The organism is Pseudomonas sp. HLS-6 TE3448 (assembly GCF_053629555.1).
The window spans coordinates 1,072,620-1,097,826 of record NZ_JBRJIO010000001.1 but is presented as its reverse complement, the minus strand read 5'-3'; the positions used below and the strand labels follow the sequence as shown (position 1 = coordinate 1,097,826).

General features: G+C 61.2%; 21 protein-coding genes. 6 read left to right on the top strand and 15 right to left on the bottom strand.

The genetic code is table 11. The features are described from left to right. Nucleotides 1-238: 238 nt before the first annotated feature. The 3 genes from AB7M23_RS05145 to AB7M23_RS05135 are packed head-to-tail and all read left to right on the top strand — an operon-like array spanning nt 239 to nt 5,435. On the top strand, nt 239-1,330 hold the full coding sequence (locus AB7M23_RS05145; protein WP_454240344.1) for an efflux RND transporter periplasmic adaptor subunit: 1,092 nt from the start codon (nt 239-241) through the stop codon (nt 1,328-1,330). Beyond that, entirely contained in the window at nt 1,327-2,391 is a 1,065-nt protein-coding gene (locus AB7M23_RS05140; protein WP_102052476.1) for an efflux RND transporter periplasmic adaptor subunit, read from the top strand. The genes AB7M23_RS05145 and AB7M23_RS05140 overlap by 4 nt, the downstream gene beginning before the upstream one ends. Then, nucleotides 2,388-5,435 (top strand): efflux RND transporter permease subunit, encoded by a 3,048-nt coding sequence (locus AB7M23_RS05135; protein WP_454240343.1) that lies wholly within the window; start codon nt 2,388-2,390, stop codon nt 5,433-5,435. Before AB7M23_RS05140 ends, AB7M23_RS05135 begins: the two co-directional genes overlap by 4 nt. Before the next feature lie 80 nt (nt 5,436-5,515). Here AB7M23_RS05135 and AB7M23_RS05130 read toward each other — a convergent pair whose 3' ends face one another. The 11 genes from AB7M23_RS05130 to AB7M23_RS05080 form a co-directional block, all read right to left on the bottom strand. Beyond that, nucleotides 5,516-6,160, bottom strand: coding sequence for a methionine ABC transporter permease (locus tag AB7M23_RS05130; RefSeq protein ID WP_099776246.1), 645 nt, complete (start codon nt 6,158-6,160; stop codon nt 5,516-5,518). Beyond that, nucleotides 6,150-7,277 (bottom strand): methionine ABC transporter ATP-binding protein, encoded by a 1,128-nt coding sequence (locus AB7M23_RS05125; protein WP_102052474.1) that lies wholly within the window; start codon nt 7,275-7,277, stop codon nt 6,150-6,152. The genes AB7M23_RS05130 and AB7M23_RS05125 overlap by 11 nt, the downstream gene beginning before the upstream one ends. Before the next feature lies 1 nt (nt 7,278). Then, nucleotides 7,279-8,085, bottom strand: coding sequence for a MetQ/NlpA family ABC transporter substrate-binding protein (locus AB7M23_RS05120; RefSeq protein WP_454240342.1), 807 nt, complete (start codon nt 8,083-8,085; stop codon nt 7,279-7,281). Further along, nucleotides 8,078-9,475 (bottom strand): LLM class flavin-dependent oxidoreductase, encoded by a 1,398-nt coding sequence (locus AB7M23_RS05115; protein WP_454240341.1) that lies wholly within the window; start codon nt 9,473-9,475, stop codon nt 8,078-8,080. Before AB7M23_RS05115 ends, AB7M23_RS05120 begins: the two co-directional genes overlap by 8 nt. Beyond that, entirely contained in the window at nt 9,475-10,680 is a 1,206-nt protein-coding gene (locus tag AB7M23_RS05110; protein WP_454240340.1) for an SfnB family sulfur acquisition oxidoreductase, read from the bottom strand. The genes AB7M23_RS05115 and AB7M23_RS05110 overlap by 1 nt, the downstream gene beginning before the upstream one ends. 19 nt (nt 10,681-10,699) lie before the next feature. Next, entirely contained in the window at nt 10,700-11,941 is a 1,242-nt protein-coding gene (locus tag AB7M23_RS05105; RefSeq protein WP_454240339.1) for an SfnB family sulfur acquisition oxidoreductase, read from the bottom strand. 205 nt (nt 11,942-12,146) lie between these two features. Further along, entirely contained in the window at nt 12,147-12,854 is a 708-nt protein-coding gene (locus tag AB7M23_RS05100) for a hypothetical protein (protein WP_454240338.1), read from the bottom strand. A 184-nt stretch (nt 12,855-13,038) separates the two neighbouring features. Continuing rightward, nucleotides 13,039-13,800, bottom strand: coding sequence for an L-cystine ABC transporter ATP-binding protein TcyN (gene tcyN / locus AB7M23_RS05095; protein ID WP_454240337.1), 762 nt, complete (start codon nt 13,798-13,800; stop codon nt 13,039-13,041). 4 nt (nt 13,801-13,804) lie between these two features. After that, nucleotides 13,805-14,473 carry a cystine ABC transporter permease gene (tcyL, locus tag AB7M23_RS05090; protein WP_454240336.1) on the bottom strand — a complete coding sequence of 223 codons (669 nt, stop codon included), beginning with the start codon at nt 14,471-14,473 and terminating at the stop codon, nt 13,805-13,807. Next, a complete protein-coding gene (tcyJ, locus tag AB7M23_RS05085) occupies nt 14,470-15,264 on the bottom strand; it encodes a cystine ABC transporter substrate-binding protein (RefSeq protein WP_330522411.1) in 795 nt (264 codons plus the stop codon). The genes tcyL and tcyJ overlap by 4 nt, the downstream gene beginning before the upstream one ends. A gap of 117 nt (nt 15,265-15,381) precedes the next feature. Next, nucleotides 15,382-16,386, bottom strand: coding sequence for a D-cysteine desulfhydrase (locus AB7M23_RS05080; protein WP_454240335.1), 1,005 nt, complete (start codon nt 16,384-16,386; stop codon nt 15,382-15,384). Between the two features lie 190 nt (nt 16,387-16,576). On the opposite strand from AB7M23_RS05080, the gene epsC reads away from it, so the two are divergent. After that, nucleotides 16,577-17,509, top strand: coding sequence for a serine O-acetyltransferase EpsC (gene epsC, locus AB7M23_RS05075; protein WP_454240334.1), 933 nt, complete (start codon nt 16,577-16,579; stop codon nt 17,507-17,509). 202 nt (nt 17,510-17,711) lie between these two features. Continuing rightward, entirely contained in the window at nt 17,712-19,673 is a 1,962-nt protein-coding gene (betT, locus tag AB7M23_RS05070) for a choline transporter BetT (protein WP_454242147.1), read from the top strand. Between the two features lie 73 nt (nt 19,674-19,746). Here betT and tauD read toward each other — a convergent pair whose 3' ends face one another. Genes tauD through tauA form a run of 4 tightly spaced genes read right to left on the bottom strand, consistent with a single transcriptional unit; the run spans nt 19,747 to nt 23,257 of the window. Next, nucleotides 19,747-20,580 carry a taurine dioxygenase gene (tauD, locus tag AB7M23_RS05065; protein WP_454240333.1) on the bottom strand — a complete coding sequence of 278 codons (834 nt, stop codon included), beginning with the start codon at nt 20,578-20,580 and terminating at the stop codon, nt 19,747-19,749. Between the two features lie 56 nt (nt 20,581-20,636). Continuing rightward, entirely contained in the window at nt 20,637-21,476 is an 840-nt protein-coding gene (gene tauC, locus AB7M23_RS05060) for a taurine ABC transporter permease TauC (protein WP_454240332.1), read from the bottom strand. Further along, nucleotides 21,473-22,267 (bottom strand): taurine ABC transporter ATP-binding subunit, encoded by a 795-nt coding sequence (gene tauB, locus AB7M23_RS05055; RefSeq protein WP_454240331.1) that lies wholly within the window; start codon nt 22,265-22,267, stop codon nt 21,473-21,475. The genes tauC and tauB overlap by 4 nt, the downstream gene beginning before the upstream one ends. 12 nt (nt 22,268-22,279) lie before the next feature. Further along, nucleotides 22,280-23,257: a taurine ABC transporter substrate-binding protein gene (gene tauA, locus AB7M23_RS05050; RefSeq protein WP_454240330.1), complete on the bottom strand. Its 978-nt coding sequence runs from the start codon at nt 23,255-23,257 to the stop codon at nt 22,280-22,282. Nucleotides 23,258-23,722: 465 nt separating this feature from the next. Here tauA and AB7M23_RS05045 point away from each other — a divergent pair, with 465 nt between their 5' ends. Further along, entirely contained in the window at nt 23,723-25,051 is a 1,329-nt protein-coding gene (locus AB7M23_RS05045) for an OprD family porin (protein WP_454240329.1), read from the top strand. Nucleotides 25,052-25,207 lie beyond the last annotated feature (156 nt).

The window sequence follows — 25,207 nt, the reverse complement described above, 5'->3', positions numbered from 1 at the left end:
AGCAAGCGCATACGTCAGGTGGCGTATGCGCCTGCGCAATGGTGGTATCGCCGAAAAGGTCGCCCCTCACCCGGGCGGCCTTTTCTGTCTCTCTGATCTGAATCAACATTTCCTTTTGACCTACGCAATGTAGCGTCGATTCCTGCATTCCTTCGCTGGCTTCGCAAGCGGCGCTTGTAACCCTGATCTACGCTAACACTCGCATCCTCTCTTCGACTGGGTATCGCAAGGAGCTCGCATGCCGGTGTCGCGTCCAAACCTGATCGTCTGCCTGGGACTAACGTTGCTACTGGGTGCCTGTGGCGAGAAAGAAACCATTGAGTCGCAACGCCCGCGTGTTGTGGTTCAGGTTGCCGAAACCAATGATTACGCTGCCGCAGCGACGCTGACGGGCGATATCCAGGCACGTGTACAGACTGAGTTGTCGTTCCGGGTGGGCGGCAAGATCATTTCCCGCAGTGTCGATGTCGGTGACCGGGTGACGGCCAAGCAGGTGCTGGCAAGGCTTGACCCCAAGGACCTGCAGACCGCCGTCGATTCGGCCGCTGCACAGGTGTTTGCCGAGCAGGCACGTGTCACCCAGGCCAGTAAGGCGTTTGCACGGCAGCAAAAGCTGCTGCCAAAGGGCTACACCAGCCAGAGCGAATACGACACCGCCGAAGCCGCCCTGCTCAGCAGCCGCAGCGCACTGAAGGCTGCCGAGGCGCAGTTGGCCAGTGCTCGTGAGCAGTTGAGTTATGCCGCACTTGTAGCCGATACCGCAGGCGTCATTACCGCGCGTCAGGCCGAAGTCGGGCAGGTGGTTCAAGCGACAATGCCCATTTTCAGCCTGGCTGCCGATGGCCCGCGCGACGCGGTGTTCAACGTGTATGAGTCGCTGTCGGTTGACCCACGTAATGACCGGCGTGTGACCGTTCGTATGGTCGATAACCCGCAGGTGCAGGCCTCGGGGCGGGTGCGTGAGGTTAACCCGACCGTCTCGGCGCAGAGCGGTACTGTGCAGGTAAAAGTCGGGCTGGACTCGACTCCCAAGGGCATGGAGCTGGGCTCCGTGGTCAGTGCCAGCGTGAATGCTGCGGGTAAAACAAGTGTCGAGCTGCCTTGGGCGGCCTTGACCAAGGCGCTGCATGATCCAGCTGTCTGGGTGGTCGACAAGGACGGCAAGGTCAACTTGCAGTTGGTGACCGTCAGCCGCTACCTGACCGGCAAGGTGGTGATCGCGGAGGGGCTGAAGGGCGGCGAGACGGTGGTCGTGGCTGGTGGCCAGACCTTGCACCCTGGTGCAGTGGTCGAGGTGGTTCCGGCAAGTGCTGAAGGGGTGGCGCCATGAAATCTGTCGCGATCCTTATCAGCACCTGCCTGTGCCTGGTTGCCTGCACCGAGGAACACAGTGAGGAGCCTGTGCGCCCTGTACTGACGTTGCGGGTCACGACACAGGACACTCAACAATGGGGGCGCTATGCCGGGAGCATCCAGGCCCGCTATGAAACCAACCTGGGTTTTCGGGTGGGTGGACGAATCGCTCAGCGTCATGTGGATGTTGGCACCGAGGTGGCCAAGGATGCCTTGCTGGCGACGCTTGACCCGACCGATCAGCGTAACCAGTTGCGCGCCGCCGAGGGTGACCTCGCCAAGATCCAGGCCCAATTGATCAATGCCCAGGCCAATGCCCGACGCCAGCAGCAGTTGTACGACCGGGGGGCCGGCGCGCTGGCCCAGTTGGATATTGCCCAGACCAACCTGAAGACCACCAAGGCTGCCCTGGATCAGGCCAGTGCGGCGTTCAGGCAGGCGCGTGACCAGCTCGGCTACACCGAGCTGCACACCGACCATGGGGGTGTTGTGACGGCCTGGCAAGCCGAAGCCGGACAGACCGTTACCGCCGGCCAACCCGTGGTCACGCTGGCCCGTCCTGACGTCAAGGAGGCGGTCATCGACCTGCCGACAACACTGGCTGAACAGTTGCCCAAGGGCTTGCGCTTTCATGTCGAGGCGCAGCTTGACCCCAGTACCCAAACGTCCGCTTCGCTGCGTGAGCTTGAGCCTCAGGCCGATGCGGCGACCCGAACCCGTCGCGCCCGTCTGACCCTGGCCGAGGCGCCGATCGGCTTCCGTCTGGGGACGGCGATCAGTGTCTCCCTGAGTTCGGCCGTGGCGCCACGTGTGGAGCTGCCCGTCAGCGCTGTGCAAGAGGCTGACGGCCAGAGCCGGGTATGGGTGGTCGACGAGCAGCAGCAGACCGTCTCGCCCCGTGAGGTCAAGGTACTTGAGCGTAACGACGATAGGGTCGCGTTGGCCTCGGGGGTGCAGGTTGGTGAGCGAGTGGTCAGTGCCGGGGTACACAGCCTGAAGCCGGGGCAAAAGGTCAAACTTGATGAGGTGGGCCCATGAAAGGGAGCTTCAACCTGTCCGAATGGGCGCTCAAACACCAGTCGTTCGTCTGGTACCTGATGTTCGTATCCCTGTTGATGGGCGTGTTCTCCTACCTGAACCTGGGCCGGGAAGAAGACCCTTCCTTTGCCATCAAGACCATGGTCATCCAGACCAGTTGGCCGGGTGCGACCCAGGATGAGACCCTCAATCAGATCACTGACCGGATCGAAAAGAAGCTCGAAGAACTGGACTCTCTCGATTATGTGAAAAGTTACACCCGCCCGGGTGAGTCGACGGTGTACGTCAACCTGCTCGACACCACCAAGGCCGAGGACATCCCGGATATCTGGTACCAGGTTCGCAAGAAGATCCAGGACATCAAGGCCGATTTTCCCAAGGGGGTTCAGGGGCCGGGTTTCAACGACGAGTTTGGCGACGTGTATGGCTCCATCTACGCCTTTACTGCTGATGGGCTGACCATGCGGCAGTTGCGCGACTATGTCGAGCAAGTGCGTGCCGAGATTCGTGCGGTACCGAATCTGGGCAAGGTGTTGATGATCGGCGCGCAGGACGAAGTGCTTTACCTGAATTTCTCCACCCGCAAGATGGCCGCATTGGGCATAGACCGGCGTCAGGTATTGCAGGCTCTGCAAGCGCAGAACGCGGTAACGCCTGCAGGCATCATCGAGGCGGGGCCTGAGCGGATTTCGGTGCGCACCACGGGCCAGTTTGCCTCCGAGAAAGACCTGGAACAGGTGAGCCTGCGTCTCAACGATCGCTTTTACCGGTTGGCTGACATTGCCGATATCAGCCGCGGTTACGTCGACCCGCCGACGCCGATGTTCCGCTTCAATGGTCAGACGGCGATTGGCCTGGGCGTCGGCATGAAGTCCGGCGGTAACATGCAGGTATTCGGTGAGGCCCTGCACAAGAAGATGGAGGAAGTGATCGCCGACCTGCCGGTGGGCGTCGGGGTACATACCGTCTCGGATCAGGCGGTGGTGGTCGAAGAAGCCGTTGGTGGTTTTACCAGTGCGCTGTTCGAGGCGGTGGTGATCGTGCTGGTGGTGAGTTTCATCAGCCTTGGCATCCGTGCCGGGTTGGTGGTGGCGTGTTCGATCCCGCTGGTATTGGCCATGGTCTTCGTGTTCATGGAGTACAGCGGTATCACCATGCAGCGGATCTCTCTGGGGGCGTTGATCATTGCTCTGGGGTTGTTGGTGGACGATGCCATGATTACCGTCGAGGTGATGGTCACTCGCCTGGAAATGGGCGAGACCAAAGAGCAAGCGGCGACCTTCGCCTACACCTCGACGGCGTTCCCGATGTTGACCGGCACGCTGGTGACCGTCGCCGGTTTCGTGCCCATTGGCCTTAACGCCAGCTCGGCGGGTGAGTACACCTATACCTTGTTTGCGGTGATTGCCGCATCCCTGCTGGTGTCATGGGTGGTTGCCGTGCTGTTTGCCCCGGTGCTGGGTGTGCATATCCTCAATGCCAAGGTGAAGGCCCACGATAAGAAAGCCGGGCGCTTTGACAAGGCGTTCCAGAACGGTTTGCTTTGGTGCATGCGCCATCATTGGCTAACGATCATTGCCACGGTGCTGCTGTTTGCGCTGTCGTTGTTCGCCATGCGATTCGTGCAGAACCAGTTCTTTCCGGCCTCGGACCGCCCGGAGTTTCTTGTCGACTTCAACCTGCCGCAGAATGCCTCGATCGAAGAGACCCGAAAGGCGGTTGACCGCTTTGAAGCAACGCTCAAGGGTGATCCGGATATCGTTCACTGGAGCAGTTACATTGGCCAGGGCGCGATCCGTTTCTACTTGCCGCTGGACCAACAACTGGTCAACCCCTACTTTGCCCAGTTTGTCATCGTCAGCAAGGGCTTTGAGGAGCGAGGGGCGTTGATGGCCCGCTTGCGGGAACGGCTGAAAACCGATTTCGTCGGCATCAGTACCTACCTCCAGTCGCTTGAGATGGGGCCACCCGTGGGCTGGCCGATCCAGTACCGGGTCAGTGGTTCGGACATCGATCAGGTTCGGCGGCATGCCATCGGGCTGGCGACCTTGCTTGATAGCAACCCGAACATCGGCGAGATCATTTACGACTGGAACGAACCGGGCAAGGTCATGCGTATCGACATTGCTCAGGACAAGGCCCGGCAGTTGGGGCTGTCTTCCGAAGATGTCGCCAGCATCATGAATGGTATTGTCAGCGGTGCGGCGGTGACACAGGTGCGTGACAACATCTACCTGATCGACGTGATCTCCCGCGCCGATGACAATGAGCGCGCCTCGCCACAGACCCTGCAGAACCTGCAGATCCTCAGCCCTAATGGCACCTCGATCCCACTGCTGGCGTTCGCGACCGTGCGCTATGAGCTGGAGCAGCCGCTGGTCTGGCGTCGCGACCGCAAACCGACCATTACCGTGAAGGCAGCGGTCAGCAGTGAGATTCAGCCCACCGATCTGGTCAAGCAGCTCAAGCCGCAGATCGATGAATTCGCCGGCAAGTTGCCAGCGGGCTATCAGGTGGCCACCGGCGGTACGGTGGAGTCCAGCGCCAAGGCTCAGGCGCCAATTGCCAAGGTTGTGCCACTGATGCTGTTCCTGATGGCGACCTTTCTGATGATCCAGCTGCACAGCGTGCAGAAGCTGTTCCTGGTCGTCAGCGTCGCCCCGTTGGGGTTGATTGGCGTGGTGCTGGCGTTGGTGCCGACCGGTACGCCGATGGGCTTCGTGGCGATCCTGGGGATCTTGGCGTTGATCGGTATCATCATCCGTAACTCGGTGATTTTGGTGACGCAGATTGATGAGTATGAAGCCCAGGGCTATGGCCCGTGGGAGGCCGTCATGCAGGCGACCGATCACCGACGTCGGCCGATCCTGCTGACGGCCGCCGCGGCGAGTCTGGGCATGCTCCCGATTGCGCGAGAAGTGTTCTGGGGGCCGATGGCCTACGCGATGATCGGCGGGATCATCATCGCAACCTTGCTGACGTTGCTGTTCCTGCCGGCGCTGTATGTGGCCTGGTTCAAGATCAAGGAGCCGAAACACGCTTGACTGTACGGAGGTGCGGCGCGTGTGGCAGGTACAGTAGTACGCGGCGTCTGTATCGCGGGCAAGCCCGCTCCCACAGGGGGTCAGCGTTTGTTCAGGCCCTTGGCCAGGCGGTCGCCGCCCAACTGGATCAGTGCCACCAGCACCACCAGCATGACGATGACGGTCAGCATGATCTGGCTGTCGAAACGCTGGTAGCCGTAACGGTAGGCGATGTCGCCCAGGCCGCCCGCGCCGATGGCCCCGGCCATCGCCGAGGAGTTGATCATGGTGACCAGGGTGATGGTAAAACCGCCGACGATGCCTGGCAGGGCTTCAGGCAACAGTACATGCCAGACAATGTGCCAGCGTCGGCAACCCATCGCCTGCGCCGCCTCGATCAAACCATGATCGACCTCGCGCAGGCTCACCTCGGCGATCCGTGCGAAGAAGGGGGTTGCGGCAATGGTCAGCGGTACCACTGCTGCCCAAACGCCGTAGGTGGTGCCAACGATCAGGCGGGTGAAGGGGATCAACGCCACCATCAGAATCAGAAACGGTATCGAGCGGAACAGGTTGACGAAGGCGCCGAGCACCCGGTTGACGGTCGGTGCCTCGAAGATCCCACCCTTGCCGCTGGTGACCAGAATCACCGCCAACGGGATGCCGGCAAGCAGGGCGATCAGCGAAGACACACCCACCATCAGCAAGGTATCGAGTACACCCTGTAGCAGACGATCAAACCACATATCCGAGTACCTCCACCTGTGCGGCCCAGCCTTGGGCGCGTTCGATCACGTTGTCGTGGCTATGCGGTGATTGCTCCACCGAAATCACCAACTGGCCCAGGGGCCTTCCCTGAATTGACTCAATGCCACCCTGCAAGAGGCTGACCCGGCCACCCAGCGCACTGAACAGTGTCGACAACTGCGGTGCATGCTTGTCCCGGCCACTGACCCGCAGGCGCAGTACAAGCGCCGCCTCAGGGCCGGGTGCTTGTGCCTGGAGGCGGGCTTGCAGGTGCGCGGGGAGGGCCGGTTGCAGTGGCGCCAGCAAGGTCTTGCTGACGTCGTGCTGTGGCTCGCCAAACACTTGCCAGACGGCGCCCTGCTCGACGACATGGCCCCTTTCCAGCACCACCACGCGGTGGCAGATCTCGCGGATCACGGCCATCTCATGGGTAATCAGCACGATGGTCAGGCCCAGGCGCTGGTTGATATCGCGCAGCAGGCCAAGGATCGACTCGGTGGTCTCCGGGTCCAGTGCCGAGGTTGCTTCGTCGCAGAGCAGGATTTCGGGGTCATGGACCAGCGCCCGGGCAATGCCGACGCGCTGCTTTTGCCCACCGGACAACTGTGCCGGATAGACATGGTGTTTTTCCTGCAAACCGACCAGCTCCAGCAACGCAGCGACCTTGCGCTGGCGTTGATCCTTTGGCACGCCAGCTACCTTCAGCGGCAACTCGACGTTCTGCCAGACGGTCTTGGCCGACATCAGGTTGAAGTGCTGGAAGATCATGCCGATGCGACGACGCAGGTTCACCAGACGGTCTTCGTCGAACTCACCGATGTCGACCTGGTCGATCAGTACCCGCCCACTGCTCGGTTGTTCCAGGCGATTGATGGTGCGGATCAGCGACGACTTGCCCGCGCCGCTGCGGCCGATGATGCCGAAGATCTCGCCACGCTGGATGTTCAGGTCGATGCCCGACAACGCCGGGGCGGCTTGCCCCGGGTAGGTCTTGTTCAGGCCGATGAAACGGATATGGGCTGTGCTCAGCTCCGGGTGCAGGGCCCTTTGCTGAGCGTTTTGAGGCGGCGCGAACGGTTGCGCGTCCAGCGCCAGGCGGGCGTTGGCGGCACTCATCTCAACGCTCCCAGCCAGGCTGATAGAGCTTGCCGTAGGCCTTGTCCAACGCGCTATGAACGACCGGCGAGTGCTGGTAGATATCAATGAACCTGGCCAGGCGCGGGTCATCTTTGCTTTGTGGTTTGATCACGAATTGAATCACGTATTCCTTGTGATCCAGGCCGTCGAACAGCAACGCGGAGTTGGCATCGAAGGTGTTTGCCAGGCGAATGTAGTGCGGATAACCCTGCACCAGGTCGGCATCATCGTAAGCCCGTACCAGTTGCACCGCTTCGACCTGAAGAATCTTCAGCTTCTTCGGGTTGGCGACGATGTCATCTTCAGTCGCCTTGTAGCCGACACCTGGCTTGAGGGTGATCAAGCCTGCCTTGGCCAGCAACTGCAGGCCGCGCCCGCTGTTGATCGGGTCGTTGGCAATCGCGACGCTGGCGCCTTCAGGCAGTTCGTCGAGGCTTTTGTAGCGCTTCGAGTACAGCCCCACGTTGTTGATGATCCCGGGTGCATACGGCACCAGGTCGAAACCCGCCGCGTGCTTGGCGTTTTCCAGGAACGGGACATGTTGGTAATAGTTCACGTCGATGTCACCGTTGGCGAGGCTGACGTTCGGTGCGATCCAGTCGCTGAACTCGATCAGTTCCACCTTGAGCCCCTGTTTCTTGGCTTCGCTAACGGCGGCTTCCAACGGCGGGGCGAAGGCCGCAGTGGTGCCGACTTTCAGCGGGGCGTCGTTTGCCTGTGCCGCACCAAACAGGCCGAGGGTCAGGGCGATGGCCGCAATAGGGCGGGCCAGAACGGTCTTAAGCATGCTGTAGCGCTCCAATTGGTTGGACGGTTGTTTCAGAAGGGCTGCGGTAGCTGGCCCCGGTGTGCTGGTCAGGCAGTCGGGCGCTGCCGCCAAAGAGTTTTTCCCGCAGGCTGCCGTCTTCGTAGGCGGTTTTGTACGAGCCACGGCGTTGCAGCTCGGGTATGACCAGGTCGATGAAGTCGACATAGCTTTCCGGGGTGACCGTGCGCGCCAGGTTGAAACCGTCCAGGCCGGTTTCGTCGATCCAGGCTTCCAGCTCATCGGCAACCTGGGTTGGTGAGCCGACCAGGGTGATGTAGCGCCCGCCGAGGGCGTGTTGTTCGAGCAGCTTGCGGCGGGTCCAGTCGTTGTTCTGCAGGTTTTTCGTGGCCGACTGGATGGCGTTGTTTTTTTCGTACTGGATCGGTTCGTCCAGGTCGTACTTGGCAAAGTCGATTCCGGTTGAGCTGGCAAAGTGCGCAACCCCGGCTTCGGCGCTGGCGTAGCGCAGGTACTCAGCCTGCTTGGCCCGTGCTTTCTGCTCGCTCTCGGCAACGATGACCGTCAGGCCCATGAACACCTTGATCGACTGCGGGTCGCGCCCGGCGGCGACCGCTGCGGCCCGCACCTTGTCGACCTGGGCCCGCGTCGCGGCTTTGTTCTGGCCACTGATGAACACGCACTCGGCGTGCTGCCCGGCAAAACTCAGGCCGCGTTCGGAACTACCGGCCTGGAACAGCACCGGGGTCCGTTGCGGAGAGGGCTCGCAGAGGTGATAGCCCTCGACGCGATAGAACTCGCCGTGGTGCTGTACCTTGTGCACTTTGTCTGGCCGGGCATAGACCCGTTGCTGTGGATCGTTGACCACCGCATTGTCTTCCCAGCTGCCCTCCCAGAGTTTGTAGAGCACCTGCAGGTACTCATCGGCCTGGTCGTAGCGGCGGTCATGCTCCGGTTGGGCGTCCAGGCCCATGGCTTTTGCCGCGCTGTCGAGGTAGCCGGTGACAATGTTCCAGCCAACCCGGCCGCGGCTCAGGTGGTCGAGCGTGGAGAGCCGTCGAGCAAACAGGTAGGGGGGCTCGTAGGTCAGGTTGGCCGTCAGGCCAAAGCCCAGGTTACGGGTGACTGCGGCCATGGCGGACACCAGCAGCAGCGGGTCATTGACCGGCAACTGGATGGCCTCCTTGAGCGTGACGTCCAGCGACTGCTGGTACACGTCATAGACGCCAACGATGTCAGCGATGAATAGCCCGTCGAACAGTCCGCGCTCAAGCAGTTTGGCCAGGTCGGTCCAGTACTCCAGTGTGTTGAACTGGGTGGAGGTATCCCGTGGGTGTGTCCACAGCCCATGGTTGATGTGCCCGATGCAGTTCATGTTGAAGGCATTGAGCAGGATCTTTTTCTTCGCCATCAGATGGTCCCCCGCAGTGGTGGGTTTTCATCGTTGAGGTAGTAGTTGCCGATGGCGTGGTACTTCCAGCGCACCGGATCGTGCAGGGTATGGGTGCGGGCGTTGCGCCAGTGCCGGTCAAGGCCATGTTCGGCCAGTGTGGCCTGGCTGCCTGCCAGCTCAAACAAGGTGCTGCCGGCGGCCAGCGAGATTTCGGTGCTGATGGCTCGTGCTTCGGCAACTGCAATGGAGGCGGCGGCAACGGTGTCGGCATTGGTTTCGGCCTGCGCCCTGTCGAGGTATTCACCCGCGCGCTCGAGCAGTGCCTCGGCGGCGTGCAGACGAATTGCCAGGTGCCCGAAGGCCTTCAGGCTCAACGGGTCGTCGGTGGCTTTTTCGATACCCGAGTCGATCCAGGGCCGTGTGCGTGTACGCACGAACTGCAGGGCATCTTCGTAAGCGGCGCGGGCGATGCCCGTGTCGATCGCAGCATGGAGAATCTGCGCCAGTGGCCCGACGGGTGTTGGCCGCTCGAAGGCGCTTTGAAACGGCACGATATCGTCGGCCGCTACCTGCACGTTGTCGAACACCACCGAACCACTGCCGGTAGTGCGTTGGCCGAAACCACTCCAGTCGTCGATGACATTCAGGCCCGGGCTGTTGGCTGGAACGAAGGCCAGGTGCTGTTCACCGTGCTCGTCGACCACCGAGGTCGGAATACGTTGAGCATACAGCGCACCGGTGGCGTAGAACTTGCGGCCATTGATGCGCCAGTGTTCGCCTTCACGGCTCAGTGCGGTGGTGCGGTCATGGGCGGTTTTGGTGCCCAACTCAGCTAGGGCATTGCCGAAGCGCTGGCCTGCGAGTACCTCGGCATACAGGCGCTGCTGTTGCTCAGGGCTGCCGTTGACGCGCAGCACTTCCAGTGCATAGAAGTGGTTCTGCGGGATCTGGCCGAGCGATGAGTCGGCCTGGGCAATACGGCTGATAACCTTGGCCAGGGTGACGTTGGACACCCCGGCACCCCCGTAGGCTTTCGGGACCGTGATACCCCATAGGCCAGAGCGCGAGAACAACGCCAGTTCGGCATGCGGCAACTGCCGCTCGCGGTCGCGCAGGATGCTGTCCTGACGCAATTGTTGGGCGATATCCTCGGCGATCTGCAAGGCCTGGGCATCAGTGTGGATAACCGCAACGCTGGCGTGCGGTGGTGACAAAAGGCTCATAGAGGCTCCAGTGGTCTGGTCAGATCCAGGAATGCCGGGCAGGCAGGGTACCGTTGAGGTAATAGGCGCCGACGGCGTGGTATTTCCAGCGCACCGGGTCATGCAGGGTATGCACACGGGCATTGCGCCAATGCCGGTCGAGGTTGAACTCGGCCAGGCTGGCCCGGCTGCCGGAGAGCTCGAAGAGTTTCTCGCTGGCCTGCAGGGAAATTTCCGTGGTCAACACCTTGGCCTCGGCCACGGCGATGGAGGCCCGAGCGGCCGCCTCGGCGTCAATCGGTGCTGCACTCACTGCATCCAGCACGCGGGCGGCCTTGCTCAGCAGCGCCTGGGCCGCGTGCAGTTCAAGCTGCAGGCGACCAATGTCGGCGATCACGTACGGGTCGTCGCTGGCGCGTTCGACCTTGGCATCGATCCATGGGCGAGCACGTTCGCGCACAAAGGCGATGGTGTCGGCGAGCGCCGCTTCGGCGATCCCGGCATCGATGGCGGCCTGGATCAATTGCGAGACGGCGCCCTGAATATTCGGGCTTTCACCGATCCGCCAGTTATCGACGACCAGCTCCGCGTCGACCGGAACCTTGTCCAGCAGGACGGTGCCGCTGGCGGTGGTGCGTTGGCCGAAGCCAGACCAGTCATCGACAATGCGCAGCCCCGGGCTGCCCCGGCGTACAAACGCCATGACCTGACGGCCTTCATCATTCAGCGCTTTGACCGCGACCCAATGGGCGTACAGGGCGCCGGTCGAGTAGAACTTCTGCCCGCTGATAACGTAACCGTCGCCTTGGCGGGTAATGCGCGCCTTGAGTTCCAGGGTGTTCTTGGTGCCGCGCTCAGGGCCGGCATTGCCGATGCGCCAGCCGTTCAGCACGCTGGTGAACAGCAGGGCTTTCTGCGGCTCGGTTGCTGCGCCTTGCAGCAGTTGCAGGATGCCGACCTGATTTTGCGGGATCTGCCCGAGCGCAGGGTCGGCGGCGCTGATAATGCGAAACACCTCGGCCAGGGTCTGAAACGAGACCTGCGGGCCACCATAGGCCCGGGGGATCGTGATACTGCCCAGGCCGCTGTGGGTGAAGAGTTCGATTTCACTCCAGGGCAGCTTGCGTTGCTGATCGCGTTTGGCTGCCTGGGTGCGGGCGACTGCGGCCAGTTCGTGGGCTGCCTGCAAGGCTTCAGCGTCAGTGCGCAGAACCTTGGCCGGCAAGAGTAATGGGGCGCTGTCCAGATCGCTGTGGACTGTGGTGATTGCCAGACTGGACATTTCAGTACCGCTCCTTGGCTGCACTCAATGCCCTGGCGTTACGCACTGGGGTGATTGTGTTCCTGACCATACCTACCTCACTGATGGGAAAGTCGCCGCGGGTGCGGCGACGGAACAAGCGTGGGTCCGGTGGTCCGGTTTATATACCTTAATTGTTTGTAAAAATTAAATGAACGAACTTTTGGGAATATACATAGAAGGGAGGTCAGGGCCGGCTGTTGTAAACCTTCACCTGCAGGGGAGCAGCCCATTGCGAGCTGTTACCCACGCGGTCAAGGACGCAGTAACTGATGTCGAGAAAGTCGTCCGCTCCGGCTTCGATGACCAGCGCCCTGGGGATTTCGCCATGCACGGCGAGGCCGATAGCGTCAGCGCCGAGTGCAGGCAGGTCGAGGCGCACGTCACCCCAGCGAAGGGTGATTTCATCGCCTTCGGCCATGTTCAGGTAAGGGGCGATGCGAAAGGGCAGCGTTGGCCCCAGGCGCTGCAGGTCGAGGCCATGGCGAACAATTGCAGGGGCAAGGCTCAGCGGGGCGAGCGCCGGGTTTTCGGTGGTTTCGCACAGGGTCTCACCGCCAGGGCAGGCCAGCTTGATGAGCACCTGCAGTGACGGTGACTTTACAGGCCGGCACCCGGGCTTGAGCAGGCGATAGTGCACGCGGTTCGCACCTGGGCGCAGCAGCGTGCGGGGTACCTGGAAACTGATGTGTTGGTCGAGGTCGTTGGCCGAAAGCTGGTGTGCGGCAACGAAGCAACTGCCCCAGAACAGTTCCAGCACGTCACCCGTTTGCATGGCCGCATTGGTCTGGATGCAGGCGCGCAGGTTGCTGGCAGCGGCCAGGCCAATGCCCTCATGGGCAACGTCGGGGAGGGCAGGAGGGGGCAGTTCAGTTCCTTTGGCTGCACAGTGCATGGTGATGTTCCCGTACGAAGTAAATGAGTGGTCGAGGACGACGTTGCTCAGGTTTATTGGCGAGTACGGGAAGCGAGTCAAGGCATGCGGGCGCCGCCTTGGGCCGGGTGCAGGATCTTCGGAGACGTCCTACTTCGAGGGGGAAACCAGGGTGTTCGTCGGGTGCAAAAGTCGTCGTCCTGGCTCAGGGCTGCGAGGCGTGCATACCGAGGAACTTGCCAAGGAATTGCCGGGTGCGCTCTTCCCTGGGATTGGCAAAGAGTGCCTTGGCTTCACCCTGCTCGACGATGACCCCCTTGTCGAAAAAAATCACCCGATTGGCGACGTCGCGGGCAAAGCCCATCTCGTGGGTGACGATGATCATCGTGCGCTTTTCTTCGGCCAGGCTGCGGATGGTGGCCAGCACTTCGCCAACCAGTTCCGGGTCGAGGGCCGAGGTCGGCTCGTCGAACAGAATCACTTCAGGCTCCATGGCCAGTGCCCGGGCAATGGCTACCCGCTGTTGCTGGCCGCCGGACAAGCGTCTCGGATAAGCATTTTCCTTGTCGCCCAGACCGACTTTCTGCAACAAGGCACGGCCCAGGGTGATGGCCGCATTGCGTGGGGTTTTCTTGACCACGATGGGGCCTTCGATAACGTTTTCCAGCGCCGTGCGGTGGGGAAACAGGTTGAAGTTCTGGAACACGAAACCGACGTGCTGGCGCAGTTGGCGGATCAGGCCCTGTTGCTGTTTCAGCGGACGGTTGCCGTCAATCTCGATGTCGCCGACGCGAATGAGACCGCTGCTGGGGGTTTCCAGCAGGTTCAGACAGCGCAGGAAGGTGGTTTTGCCCGAGCCGCTGGGGCCGATGATGGCAATCACTTCACCGGCGTTGACGGTGAGGTTGATACCGGCCAGTACGGTCTGGCCGTTGAACTGCTTGGTCAGGTGCTCTACGACGATCATGCGCTCAGGACTCCAGGTCGTGCCGGTTGACCCGCGCTTCAAGGCGGTGCTGCAGGTGGGCGAGGAGGCTGGACAGTACCCAGTAGATCAGTGCTGCCGCCAGGTACAGGGTGAACACCTCGAAGGTGCGTGCGGTAATCAACTGCGCCTGACGAAACAGCTCCGGCACCTGGATGGTCGCGGCCAGCGCCGTGTCCTTGACCAGGGAGATGAAGCTATTGCCCAGCGGTGGCAAGGCGGTGCGCGCCGCCTGTGGCAGGATCGCCCGACGCATGGCCTGGCTGCGGGTCATGCCGATGCTGGCGGCGGCTTCCCATTGGCCGCGGTCGATGGAGCTGATGGCCGCCCGCAGGATTTCGCAGGCATAGGCGGCCATGTTCAGCGACAAGCCGATCAGTGCCGCCGGCAGTGGGTCGAGTTCCAGGCCAAGTTGCGGCAGGCCGTAATAGATCACGAACAGTTGGACCAGCAGTGGTGTGCCGCGAAAGAACGACACGTAGACGCGGGCAGACCAGCTAAGCACTTTCAGCGATGACAGCCGCATCAGCGCCAGGCCGAACCCCAGCAGCAAGCCGAAGAACATGCCGCCCAGGCTCAGGCCTACGGTGAAGTACGCGCCCTTGAGCAGAAAGGGCGCGGAATCCAGCGCTAGCTGGAGGCTGTCGGCAATCATTTTGTGACGTCAGCGTTGAACCATTTCTGCGACAGCTTGGCCAGGGTGCCATTGGCCCGAAGCGTGTCGATGGCCTTGTTGATCGCCTCAAGCAGTTCTGGCTCACCTTTGCGCAATGCAACACCGGATTCCTGGCGGGAGAAGGCTTCACCGGTGACGGCGGTGTCCTTGGCCTTGGCGACCAGCTCGAATGCGGCCAGGCGGTCTACCAGAATGGCGTCGATACGGCCGACCCGCAGGTCCTGGTACTTGGTGGGGTCGTCGTCGTAGGTCTTGATGATGGCTTTCGGTACGTTGTCCTTGAGCCATTGCTCGTAGTTGGTACCCAGGCCTACACCGACTTTCTTGCCGGCCAGATCGGCGGCGGTCTTGATGCTGCCTTCGTTCTTTTTCAGGGTCAGGGCCTGAATGCCGGAGATGGTGTACGGGGTCGAGAAGTCGTACTTCTTCTTGCGTTCCTCGGAGATGGTCACCTGGTTGATCACCACGTCCAGGCGCTTGGACTCAAGGGCCGCGAGGATGCCGTCCCACTTGGTTGGCTGCAGCTTGGCTTTTACCCCAAGCTCCTTGGCCAGGGCTTCGGAGAAGTCCACTTCAAAGCCGGCGAGCTTGCCGTCGTTGTCGACGAAACTGAACGGTGGGTAGGTGCCTTCCAGGCCGACCTTGAGTGTGCCGCTGTCCTTGATCTGTTGCAGTTGCTCCCCGGCGATGGCCTGGCCCAGCAGGCTGGCACCGAGTAGCAGGCCCAGACTGGCACCGAGAACCTGTTTCGTCAGAACGGAAATCTTCATGGCTAGCCCCTCTGTTGTTATGGGTGTGGCGGTGACTATAGGGGTGGCACTAATAGATCCTTAAATAATATTAATTTGTTTATTTATTCCTTTAAATTCTATTTGGATGCCACCCGTTCATGGGTTCCAGACTTCAGGGTAGGCGAATAACGCCGGTGCCCCACCGGTGTGCAGAAAAATCAGCGGGCCGGCCTCGAAACGCTGGCGGGTAATACCGTCAAGCAGGCCTGCCATGGCCTTTCCGGTGTAGACCGGGTCGAGCAGCAGGCCCTCGTGGCTGGCCAGTTCGCGTATTGCTGCGAGTGTGCCTGCGTTTGGTTCGCCATAGCGCGGGGCGAAGTATTCATCCCAGAGGGTGACCTTGAAGCTCTCCGGCAGCTGCACACCGAGCAGCTCGGCAGTGCGCTCGGCGAGCCCTTGTACCTTGGGTCGCTGGGCTTCGTCGGTACGCGACACGGTGACGCCGATCACCGGCAATTGCGGCAGCACCGAAGCCAATCCCAGGGCCAGGCCGCTGTGGGTGCCGGCACTGCCAGAGGCCAGCACCACCCCGGCAAAGGTTTCGCCGCTGTGCTGGATCTGCGCGGCCAGTTCCAGGCCTGCGCGCACATAGCCCAGGGCGCCGAGGGCATTGGAGCCGCCGATGGGTACCTGATAGGGTTTGCGGCCACTGGCATGCAGGCGTACCGCCAAGGACTGCAACTGCTCATCGGCGTTATCGAGGTTGTCGACCATCTCGACCTTGGCCCCGAACAGGTCCAGCAACAGGCGGTTGCCGTTGCCCAGGTAACTGGCTGAATCGGTACCGATGGGGTTTTCCAGCAGGGCGACACAGCCCAGCCCCAGGCGTGCCGCCAGGGCAGCGGTCTGGCGCACGTGGTTGGACTGGATCGCGCCCGCGGTGATCAGGGTGTCGGCACCTTTGGCCAGGGCATCGGCGGCCAGGTATTCCAGCTTGCGCAGTTTGTTGCCACCGAATGCCAGCGGCGTCAGGTCATCGCGTTTGACGTAGATGGCGCGGCCTGCCCACGTGGACAGCCGCTCTAGTTTTTCCAGTGGCGTGGGCCCGCTCAGCAGTTCAAGGCGGTTGAAGCGAGCGAGCTGGCGTTCGAGTTCGGTCATGGGAAGTTGTGCCTGACAAAAAATCGAGTATAGGCAGCCGGTGGCGTTCGGCGAATAGCTCGGCTTATGCCCCCGGTATAGCGGATTGGAATAAAGGGTTATTTTTTCCAGCGACGCCAATTGCCGTAAAGTGGTCAGCCATCAGGCGAGCATTCCAATCCAGCAGATGCCGCGTGGCAGGAGAGCAACCGTGAGCGAGAACGCGCAAACAGGGCAATGGCAATTGCAGGGTATCGTCGGCCAGCTACGTGCTGCCCGTGATCAGTGGCGCAGCCGCAATGGCCGCAGCAGTGGGGAGCAGGGCGGGCGCGAATTACCCTCGCGTGAAGCCATGCGGCAGATCCTTGAGCAGTTGTGTGGCGCGTTGTTCCCGATGCGCCTGGGCCCGGTCGACCTGCGTGAAGAGAGCGAAGACTTTTACGTGGGGCATACCCTCGACACAGCCCTGACCGCGCTGCTCGCGCAGGCCCGTCTGGAGCTGCGCTATGTTGCGCGTCAGGGCAAGGCGGACCCGGCACAGGTCGATGCTACCGCCTTGCGTCTGATCCAGGATTTCGCCGCGGCCTTGCCCGGCCTGCGCAGCCTGCTCGACAGCGACGTGTTGGCGGCGTACCACGGCGACCCGGCGGCCCGCAGTGTCGATGAAGTCCTGCTGTGCTACCCCGGTATCCTTGCAGTGATTCATCACCGTCTGGCGCACCACCTGTACCGTGCAGGCTTGCCGCTGCTGGCGCGGATCAGCTCGGAAATCGCCCACTCGGCCACGGGTATCGACATCCACCCCGGCGCGCAGATCGGCCCGAGCTTCTTCATCGATCACGGTACCGGTGTGGTCATTGGTGAAACCGCAATCATCGGTGAGCGGGTACGGATCTATCAGGCCGTGACCCTGGGTGCCAAACGCTTCCCGGCCGACGAGTCTGGCCAACTGCAAAAGGGCCAGCCGCGCCACCCTATCGTCGAGGACGATGTGGTGATCTATGCCGGCGCCACCATCCTTGGTCGAATCACCATCGGCAAGGGCTCGACCATTGGCGGCAACGTCTGGCTGACCCGCAGCGTGGCACCGGGCAGCAACCTGACCCAGGCCAATCTGCAGCATGATGACGGGACGCAGAAGTAGGCGGGCTTCCAGACCGGTTGGGTCGCATCTGAGCGCCATCCATGTTTAACTTGAACGCTCGTTCAAGTTAAACGGTGGTCCGCTGCCGGTGTTCAACAGGAGGAAACCCTTTGCTGAACCCGTTCAATCCAACCCTTTCCACGCGTCGTGAGGTGCACTGCTTATGAGTGCATCCACGCCTGTCCCGACCAGCAAGATCCGCATGAACCCGCCGGTGTTCTACTTCGCGGCAAGCTTCATTCTGTTGTTTGGCCTGGTGGTGATCGCCAACCCCACGGCCGCCGGTGAGTGGCTGTTGGCCGCGCAAAACTGGGCCGCCAATACGGTTGGCTGGTACTACATGTTGGCGATGACGCTGTACCTGGTCTTCGTGGTGGTCACCGCCTTGTCTGGCTACGGCAAGATCAAGCTCGGTGCCGACCACGACGAGCCCGAGTTCAGTTACCTGTCATGGGCCGGCATGCTGTTCGCCGCCGGCATCAGCATTACCCTGTTCTTCTTCTGCGTCTCCGAACCGCTCACTCACTTGCTTCAGCCGCCTCAAGGCGAGGCCGGCACGGTCGAGGCCGGGCGCCAGGCCATGCAGTTGCTGTTCCTGCATTGGGGCCTGCATGGCTGGGGTGTTTTTGCTTTTGTCGGTATGGCCCTGGCGTATTTCGCTTACCGGCACAACCTGCCATTGGCCCTGCGTTCGGCGCTGTACCCGCTGATCGGCAAGCGCATCAATGGGCCGATTGGCTATGCAGTGGATGGCTTCGGCATCATCGCCACGGTGTTCGGCCTGGGGGCGGACATGGGCTTTGGTGTCCTGCACCTGAACGCCGGCCTGGATTACCTGTTCGGTATTTCCCATAGCCATTGGGTGCAAGTTGCGCTGATCACGCTGATGATGGGCGCCGCAGTGGCTGTTGCCGTGGCCGGTGTGGACAAGGGCGTGCGGGTGATGTCCGACATCAACATGCTCCTGGCCTGTGGGTTGCTGTTGTTCGTGTTGTTCGCCGGCCCGACACAGCACCTGTTCAACACGCTGATCCAGAACCTGGGTGATTACCTCGGTGCTTTGCCGCGCAAGAGTTTCGATGTCTATGCCTACACTCAGGCCAACGACTGGCTGGGTAACTGGACGGTGTTCTACTGGGCCTGGTGGATTGCCTGGGCGCCCTTTGTCGGCCTGTTCATTGCGCGTATCTCGCGGGGCAGGACGATCCGTGAATTCGTCTTTGGTGTGCTGCTGATTCCACTGGGCTTCACCCTGGCCTGGATGTCGATCTTCGGCAATAGCGCCCTGACCCAGGTGCTTGATCATGGCATGACCAGCCTGGCCCAGTCGGCCCTCGACAACCCGTCGATGACCCTCTACCTGTTGCTGGAAACCTACCCGTGGAGCAAGGCGGTGATCGCCATCACGGTGTTCATCAGCTTTGTCTTCTTCGTCACTTCGGCCGACTCCGGCACGGTGGTGCTGTCGACCTTGTCCGCCCGTGATGGCAACGCCGATGAAGATGGGCCGAACTGGCTGCGGGTGTTCTGGGGCGCCATGACCGGGTTGATCACCATTGGCCTGCTGTTCGCGGGCAGTATCGACTCGCTCAAGTCAGCAGTGGTACTGACCTCGTTGCCCTTCTCGGTGATTTTGCTGGCCATGATGTGGGGGCTGCACAAGGCGTTTTACCTGGAGTCGCAGCGGCAGATTGCCCAACTGCATTCCCTGGCCCCATTCGCCACTTCACGCCGTGGTCGCGGGGGCTGGCGTCAACGTTTGAGCCAGGCCATTCACTTCCCGTCGCGGGATGAGGTCTATCGGTTCATGGATGACGTGGTGCGCCCGGCGATTGCCGAGGTCACCGAAGTGTTTGCCGAGAAAGGCCTGGCGGTGATTTCCCAGGAAGACCCGAGCCACGACAATGTCAGCCTGAAGATCGGCCATGGTGAAGAGCAGCCGTTTATCTATCAGGTGCAGATGCGCGGCTATTTCACACCGTCCTTCGCGTTGGCAGGGCTGGGTACGCAAGAGTTGAAGAACCGTCGCTACTACCGTGCGGAAGTGCACCTGAGTGAAGGCAGCCAGGATTATGACCTGGCGGGCTACAGCAAGGAGCAGATCATCAACGACATCCTCGACCAGTACGAACGGCACCTGCAGTACCTGCACCTGGTGCGCTGAGCCCGCTGCCTGCAACTTGCTGGACAGGTGGCAGCCATCTTGCCCATTCACCGGGAGATGGCTGCCGCGAGGTTCAGAACGGTGCGTCACCCAGAATCGTCGCCCGGTGCATCACGCGCCGCTGCGGACGGTAATCGTCTACCGCGTAATGCTGGGTGACGCGGTTGTCCCAGAATGCCACGTCGTTTTCTTGCCAACGCCAGCGAATGGTGAATTCGGGGCGGGTGGCGTGGGCAAACAACAGGGCGAGCAGCGCCTTGCTCTCTGCCTCGCTGAGCTCGTTGATGCGGGTCGTGAAACCTTCGCTGACAAACAGAGCCTTGCGCCCGCTGACCGGATGGGTTCTGACCACCGGATGTGAAAGCGGCGGGTTAGCGCGGCGGGTCGCCTCCCAGCGTTCGCGGTCTTCGGCGGTCGTGCCAAAACGTTCCAGCGGAAACGACTGGGTGAAGTCATGGGTTGCGGTGAGGCCGTCGAGCATCTGCCGCAGGGGTGCCGAAAGGGCCTCAAAGGCGGCGATGCCGCTGGCCCACAGGGTGTCTCCCCCATAAGCGGGCAACTGCTTGGCACTGAGCACCGCGCCCATCGCCGGGGTTGCCAGGAAGGTCACGTCGGTGTGCCAGACGGCGTTGTCGCGCACGTCAGTGACCGCCGTGTCGAGCACCAGCACCTCTGGTGTTTCAGGGACATTAGGGTAGATCGGGTGAATGTGCAGGTCGCCAAAGTGCGCCGCGAAGCGTGCTTGCTGGGCAGGCGTCAGTGGCTGATCACGGAAGAACAGTACCTGGTGCTTGAGCAACGCCTGCTCGATGGCGCCACGTTGCTCGGCATTGATCTCAACACTCAGGTCAATGCCGCTGATCTGTGCGCCCAGTGCCGGGCTCAATGGGGTAATGGTCAGGCTCATAGGGGTCTCGTTCGGTTCGGCGCCGAGCTGTCGGCGTGGTCAGTGTCGGTGCGCGATCAATGGCTCTGGCCGTGCCAAGGCACCAGTTTGCGTTGCAGTGCACGCAGGCTCATCTCAAGGGCGAAGGCGATCAGGGCGATAACCAGAATGCCCAGTACCACCACATCGGTGACCAGAAACTGTGCCGCTGATTGCACCATGAAGCCCAGGCCGCTGGTGGCGGCGATCAGTTCGGCGGCAACCAGGGTCGACCAGCCGACACCCAGGCCAATACGCACTCCGGTAAGGATGTCCGGCAGTGCGCTGGGCAGAATCACATGGCGAATCAGCTGTGCCCGTGTAGCACCCAGCGACTGTGCAGCGCGCAACTTGGTCGGGTCGACCGTGCGCACGCCCGTTGCGGTGGCGATGGCAATCGGGGCGAAGATCGCCAGGTAGATCAGCAGCACTTTCGACAGTTCGCCGATACCGCACCAGATCACAATCAGGGGCAAATAGGCCAGCGGAGGAATGGGCCGATAGAACTCGATCAGTGGGTCGAGAATGCCCCGTGCAATCCGGTTGTGGCCGATGGCGATGCCAATCGGAATGGCGCTGACAATCGCCGCACCCAGTGCCAGGCCGATACGTCCGAGGCTGGCGCCCAAATGTTGCCAGAGGGTCGACTCCATGTAGCCCTGGGTCAGTAGCAACCAGGCTTTGGACAACACCGCGGCAGGCGAGGGCAGGAACAGCGGTTCGATCCACTCGGCTGCCGTGACGGCCCACCAGATGGCCAGCAGGCTGATCAGGGTCAGGCCGCTGATCCAGCGGGTGCTCAGGCTGCGGCGCGCTGCCGTTGTGTGGGCCAAGGGTTTGGCGGCTTTTGCGGCCAACGGAACGTCCAGGCTGCTCATGCGGACTCCTGCCGCGTGGCGGCGCTGCGTTGTGAGAACACCCGCGCCAGCACATGCTCGCGGGTTTCGATAAAGCGTGGATCGGATTTGATCGCCCGGGCCGATTCACCGGCGGCGTAACGTCGCCCGAAGTCCAGCGGCAGGCGCTCGACAATCTGCCCCGGATGGGGGGCCAGCAGCACGAGCTCGGTGGCCAGGAACACTGCTTCCTCAATGTCGTGGGTAATCAGGAACACCGGCTTGGCGGTACGCTGCCACACCTGCAGCAGCAACTCCTGCATCTGCTCGCGGGTAAAGGCATCCAATGCGCCGAAGGGTTCATCCATCAGCAGCACCCGCGGGTCGGCGGCCAGCGCACGAGCCAGGCCCACACGCTGCTTCTGCCCACCGGACAGTTGCCAGATACGCCGGCTGCCAAACCCGGCAAGGTCAACCAGGGCGAGCATTTCGCGGGCCTTCTGTTCCCGTTGCGCACGTGGCACACCGGCCAGTTCCAGGCCGAAGGCAACGTTGCTCAGCACGTCCTGCCAAGGCAGTAGCGCGTCGTCCTGGAACACCACCCCGCGCTCGGCACCGGGGCCTTGCACCGGCTTGCCGTCGAGGGTGATGCGCCCGGCACTGGGCGCAACGAAGCCGGCGATCAGGTTCAGCAGCGAGGTCTTGCCGCTACCCGAAGGACCCAGGGCCACCAGCAACTGCTGTGGGCCCAGGCTCAGGGAGATGTCGGCCAGTACCGGCTCGGCCGCACCGGGGTACTGTGCGCTGATGCGCTCCAGCTCAAGCAATGCCATGACAGGCTCCGATCAGTTGGCGATGAATTTGGCGCTGACGTAGGGCGAGTAGTCCGGCAGTACCGCCTCGACCTTGCCTTGCGCCTTTAGGAAGGTGGCGGTGTCGGTGATGGCCTGGGTGGTCGGTGCGCCGAGGGCTGCGATCTGGTCATTGGCCAGCGGGAAGACGTTGCCCTGAAGCAGCGCCGGGATATCGGTAGCCTTGGCTCCGGACAGTTTCACCAGTTTGTCGACGTTGCTTTTGTCGGCAAGCCAGGCTTGCGGGTCTTTGCGGTACTCGGCGTAGGCGTCCAGGGTGACCTTGGCGAAGGCTTTGACGATTTCTGGGTGTTTGGCGGCAAAGTCCTTGCGCACGATCCAGGCGTCGAAGGTGGGTGCACCGGTCTTGGCCAGTTCGCCGGAGGTGATCAGCACCTTGCCGTTTTCCTTGGCCACACCCAGTGCCGGGTCCCAGACGTAGGTGGCGTCGATGTCACCGCGTTTCCAGGCAGCAATGATGGCGGGCGGCGCCAGGTTGAGGATCTGTACCTTGGCCGGGTCGATGTTCCACTGCTTCAGCGCGGCCAACAGGCTGTAGTGCCCGGTGGAGACAAACGGCACGGCGATTTTCTTGCCGACCAGGTCTTGCGGCGAATTGATCCCCGCACCGTCGCGAGCGACCAGTGCTTCGGCGGCGCCGATCTGGGTGGCGATCAGGAAGGTTTCCACCGGCAGCTTGCGGGTCGCGGCCGCCGCCAGAGGGCTTGAGCCCAGGTAGCCGATTTGCACATCACCCGAGGCTACGGCGGTGATCACGTCGGCCCCGCTGTCGAACTTGCGCCAGTCAATGCTGGCCTTGCTGGCTTTTTCATAGTCGCCGTCAACCTGGGCGACTTTCGCCGGGTCAACGGTGGTCTGGTAGGCCACGGTCAGGTCGGCCGCCTGGGTGAACCAGCTGGCACCGGCCAGGGTCAGTGCGGCGAACAGGCGCAGCGGCGTATGCAGGGTCATGGAAAACTCCTTCTCAGGCGGAGGGTGATGGGCGATTGAGAAGAAGGCTAAATGATCTAAGAAAATTAAAATAAATAACTTTTAGGAATTAGCTTAGGAGCCAATTGCTTTAAGGCGCTTGCGTGTCTGGGGAGGGTGCGTTGATTGGGCGATGGGGTGACCACGGTCAACCTCGCCACTGCATGGGTGGGAGAGGATTGAAATGGCTGCACGGAAAGGCAGGAAGAGAAAAATTCTATTTTTATGTCAGAAAAATCTTAAAACGTCATAAATAATTCTTTTTAGATTTATAGGATAGTCATTATTCTTCGGCGCAAACCGGACGCATTAGACCAAAGTCTTGAAATGAATGGTTACGATTGACTCGAACCACACCCTTTGGTGCTAATCGGCTATCGACGTCGAGCGAGGCAAAAGACCCCGCCGACAGAGAATCACAAGAATTAGAAATGAAAGGAGCAAAAAATGTACAAGTCCACTTTGGCACTTGCCGTCGCCCTTGGGGTTCTGGCTCAACAAGCAGGTGCTGCCGGTTTCGTTGAAGACAGCAAGCTGTCTGTCAGCTCGCGCACCATGTATTTCGATAACGACAACCGTGAAACCGGGGGAAGCGATCAGCGAGAATCCGCTCAAGGCTTCAAGGCCGACTATCAGTCGGGCTTCACCGAGGGTACGGTGGGCTTCGGTTTTGACGCTCAAGCCGTTTGGGGTATTCATCTGGATGGCGGCAAAGGCCACCACCCGAATAACAACAACTTTTTCCCTAGCGATACTGACGGTTCGGCTGTAGATCAGTGGGCGCGTATCGGTGGCAACGCCAAGGCGCGCTTCTCCAAGACCGAAGCCCACCTCGGTGGTGCACTGGCGCCAAACCTGCCAATCCTGGTAGCCAACGACGGCCGTCTGCTGCCGCAAACCTTTGAAGGTGGCATTGTCACCTCCAAGGAAATCGACAACGTCACCCTGACTGGTGGTCAACTTGAGCACGCCATGGGCCGTGCTTCGAGCAACAGGACCGGCCTGTCGGTTGCGGGCGCGTCTCAGGACAGCAACAAGTTCCAGTTTGGCGGCGCCGACTGGAAGGTCACCAAAGACCTGACCCTGCAGTACTACTACTCGAACCTGGAAGACTTCTACAAGCAGCACTTCCTGGGCCTGGTCCACGTCTACCCGATCGCGAACGACCAGTCGTTCAAGACCGACCTGCGCTACTTCGACAGCAGCTCGGATGGCAAGAACGGCCAAGCCGGTTACGAGTTCAAGAACAACGGTGGTTACGGTAAGAACAACGAGGTCGATAACAAGACCTGGAGCGCCATGTTCACCTACACCCTGGGCGGACACTCGCTTATGCTCGGTCATCAGCAGGTTAGTGATGATGGTGGTTTCGTCTGGCTGAACCAAAGCAACGTTACCGATGGTAATGGTCGCCTTGAGGGTGCCGGCGGCTCCAGCTTCTACCTGTTCACCGATAGCATGATCAACCAGTTTGCCCGTGCCGGTGAAAACACCACCTTCGGTCAGTACGCTTATGACTTCGCTCGCCTGGGAGTTCCAGGCCTGAAGACCTCGATTGCCTACCTGCGTGGCGATGACATTCGTTACAAGAGCGGAAATGGCAGCTACAACGAGTGGGAGCGTGATGCACGTATCGATTACGTCATTCAGGAAGGCGCCCTCAAGGGGCTGGGTGCTAGCTTGCGGCATGGTATCTACCGTGGCGAAGGCACAGAAAGTGCTGCCGACATGGACCAAACCCGCCTGATCTTCAACTACACCTACACCTTCATGTAAGTGTCAGTAGAGAAAGCCTCGCCTTGGTGCGGGGCTTTTTTTCGACCTGAAATTAATAGATCGTAAAGTTATAAATAAATCATTATTTATTCTTTTTAATTTGCTTCAGGTCGATGCACAGTGGCTCCACCAGAACGTATTTCAAGGAGCCCCACC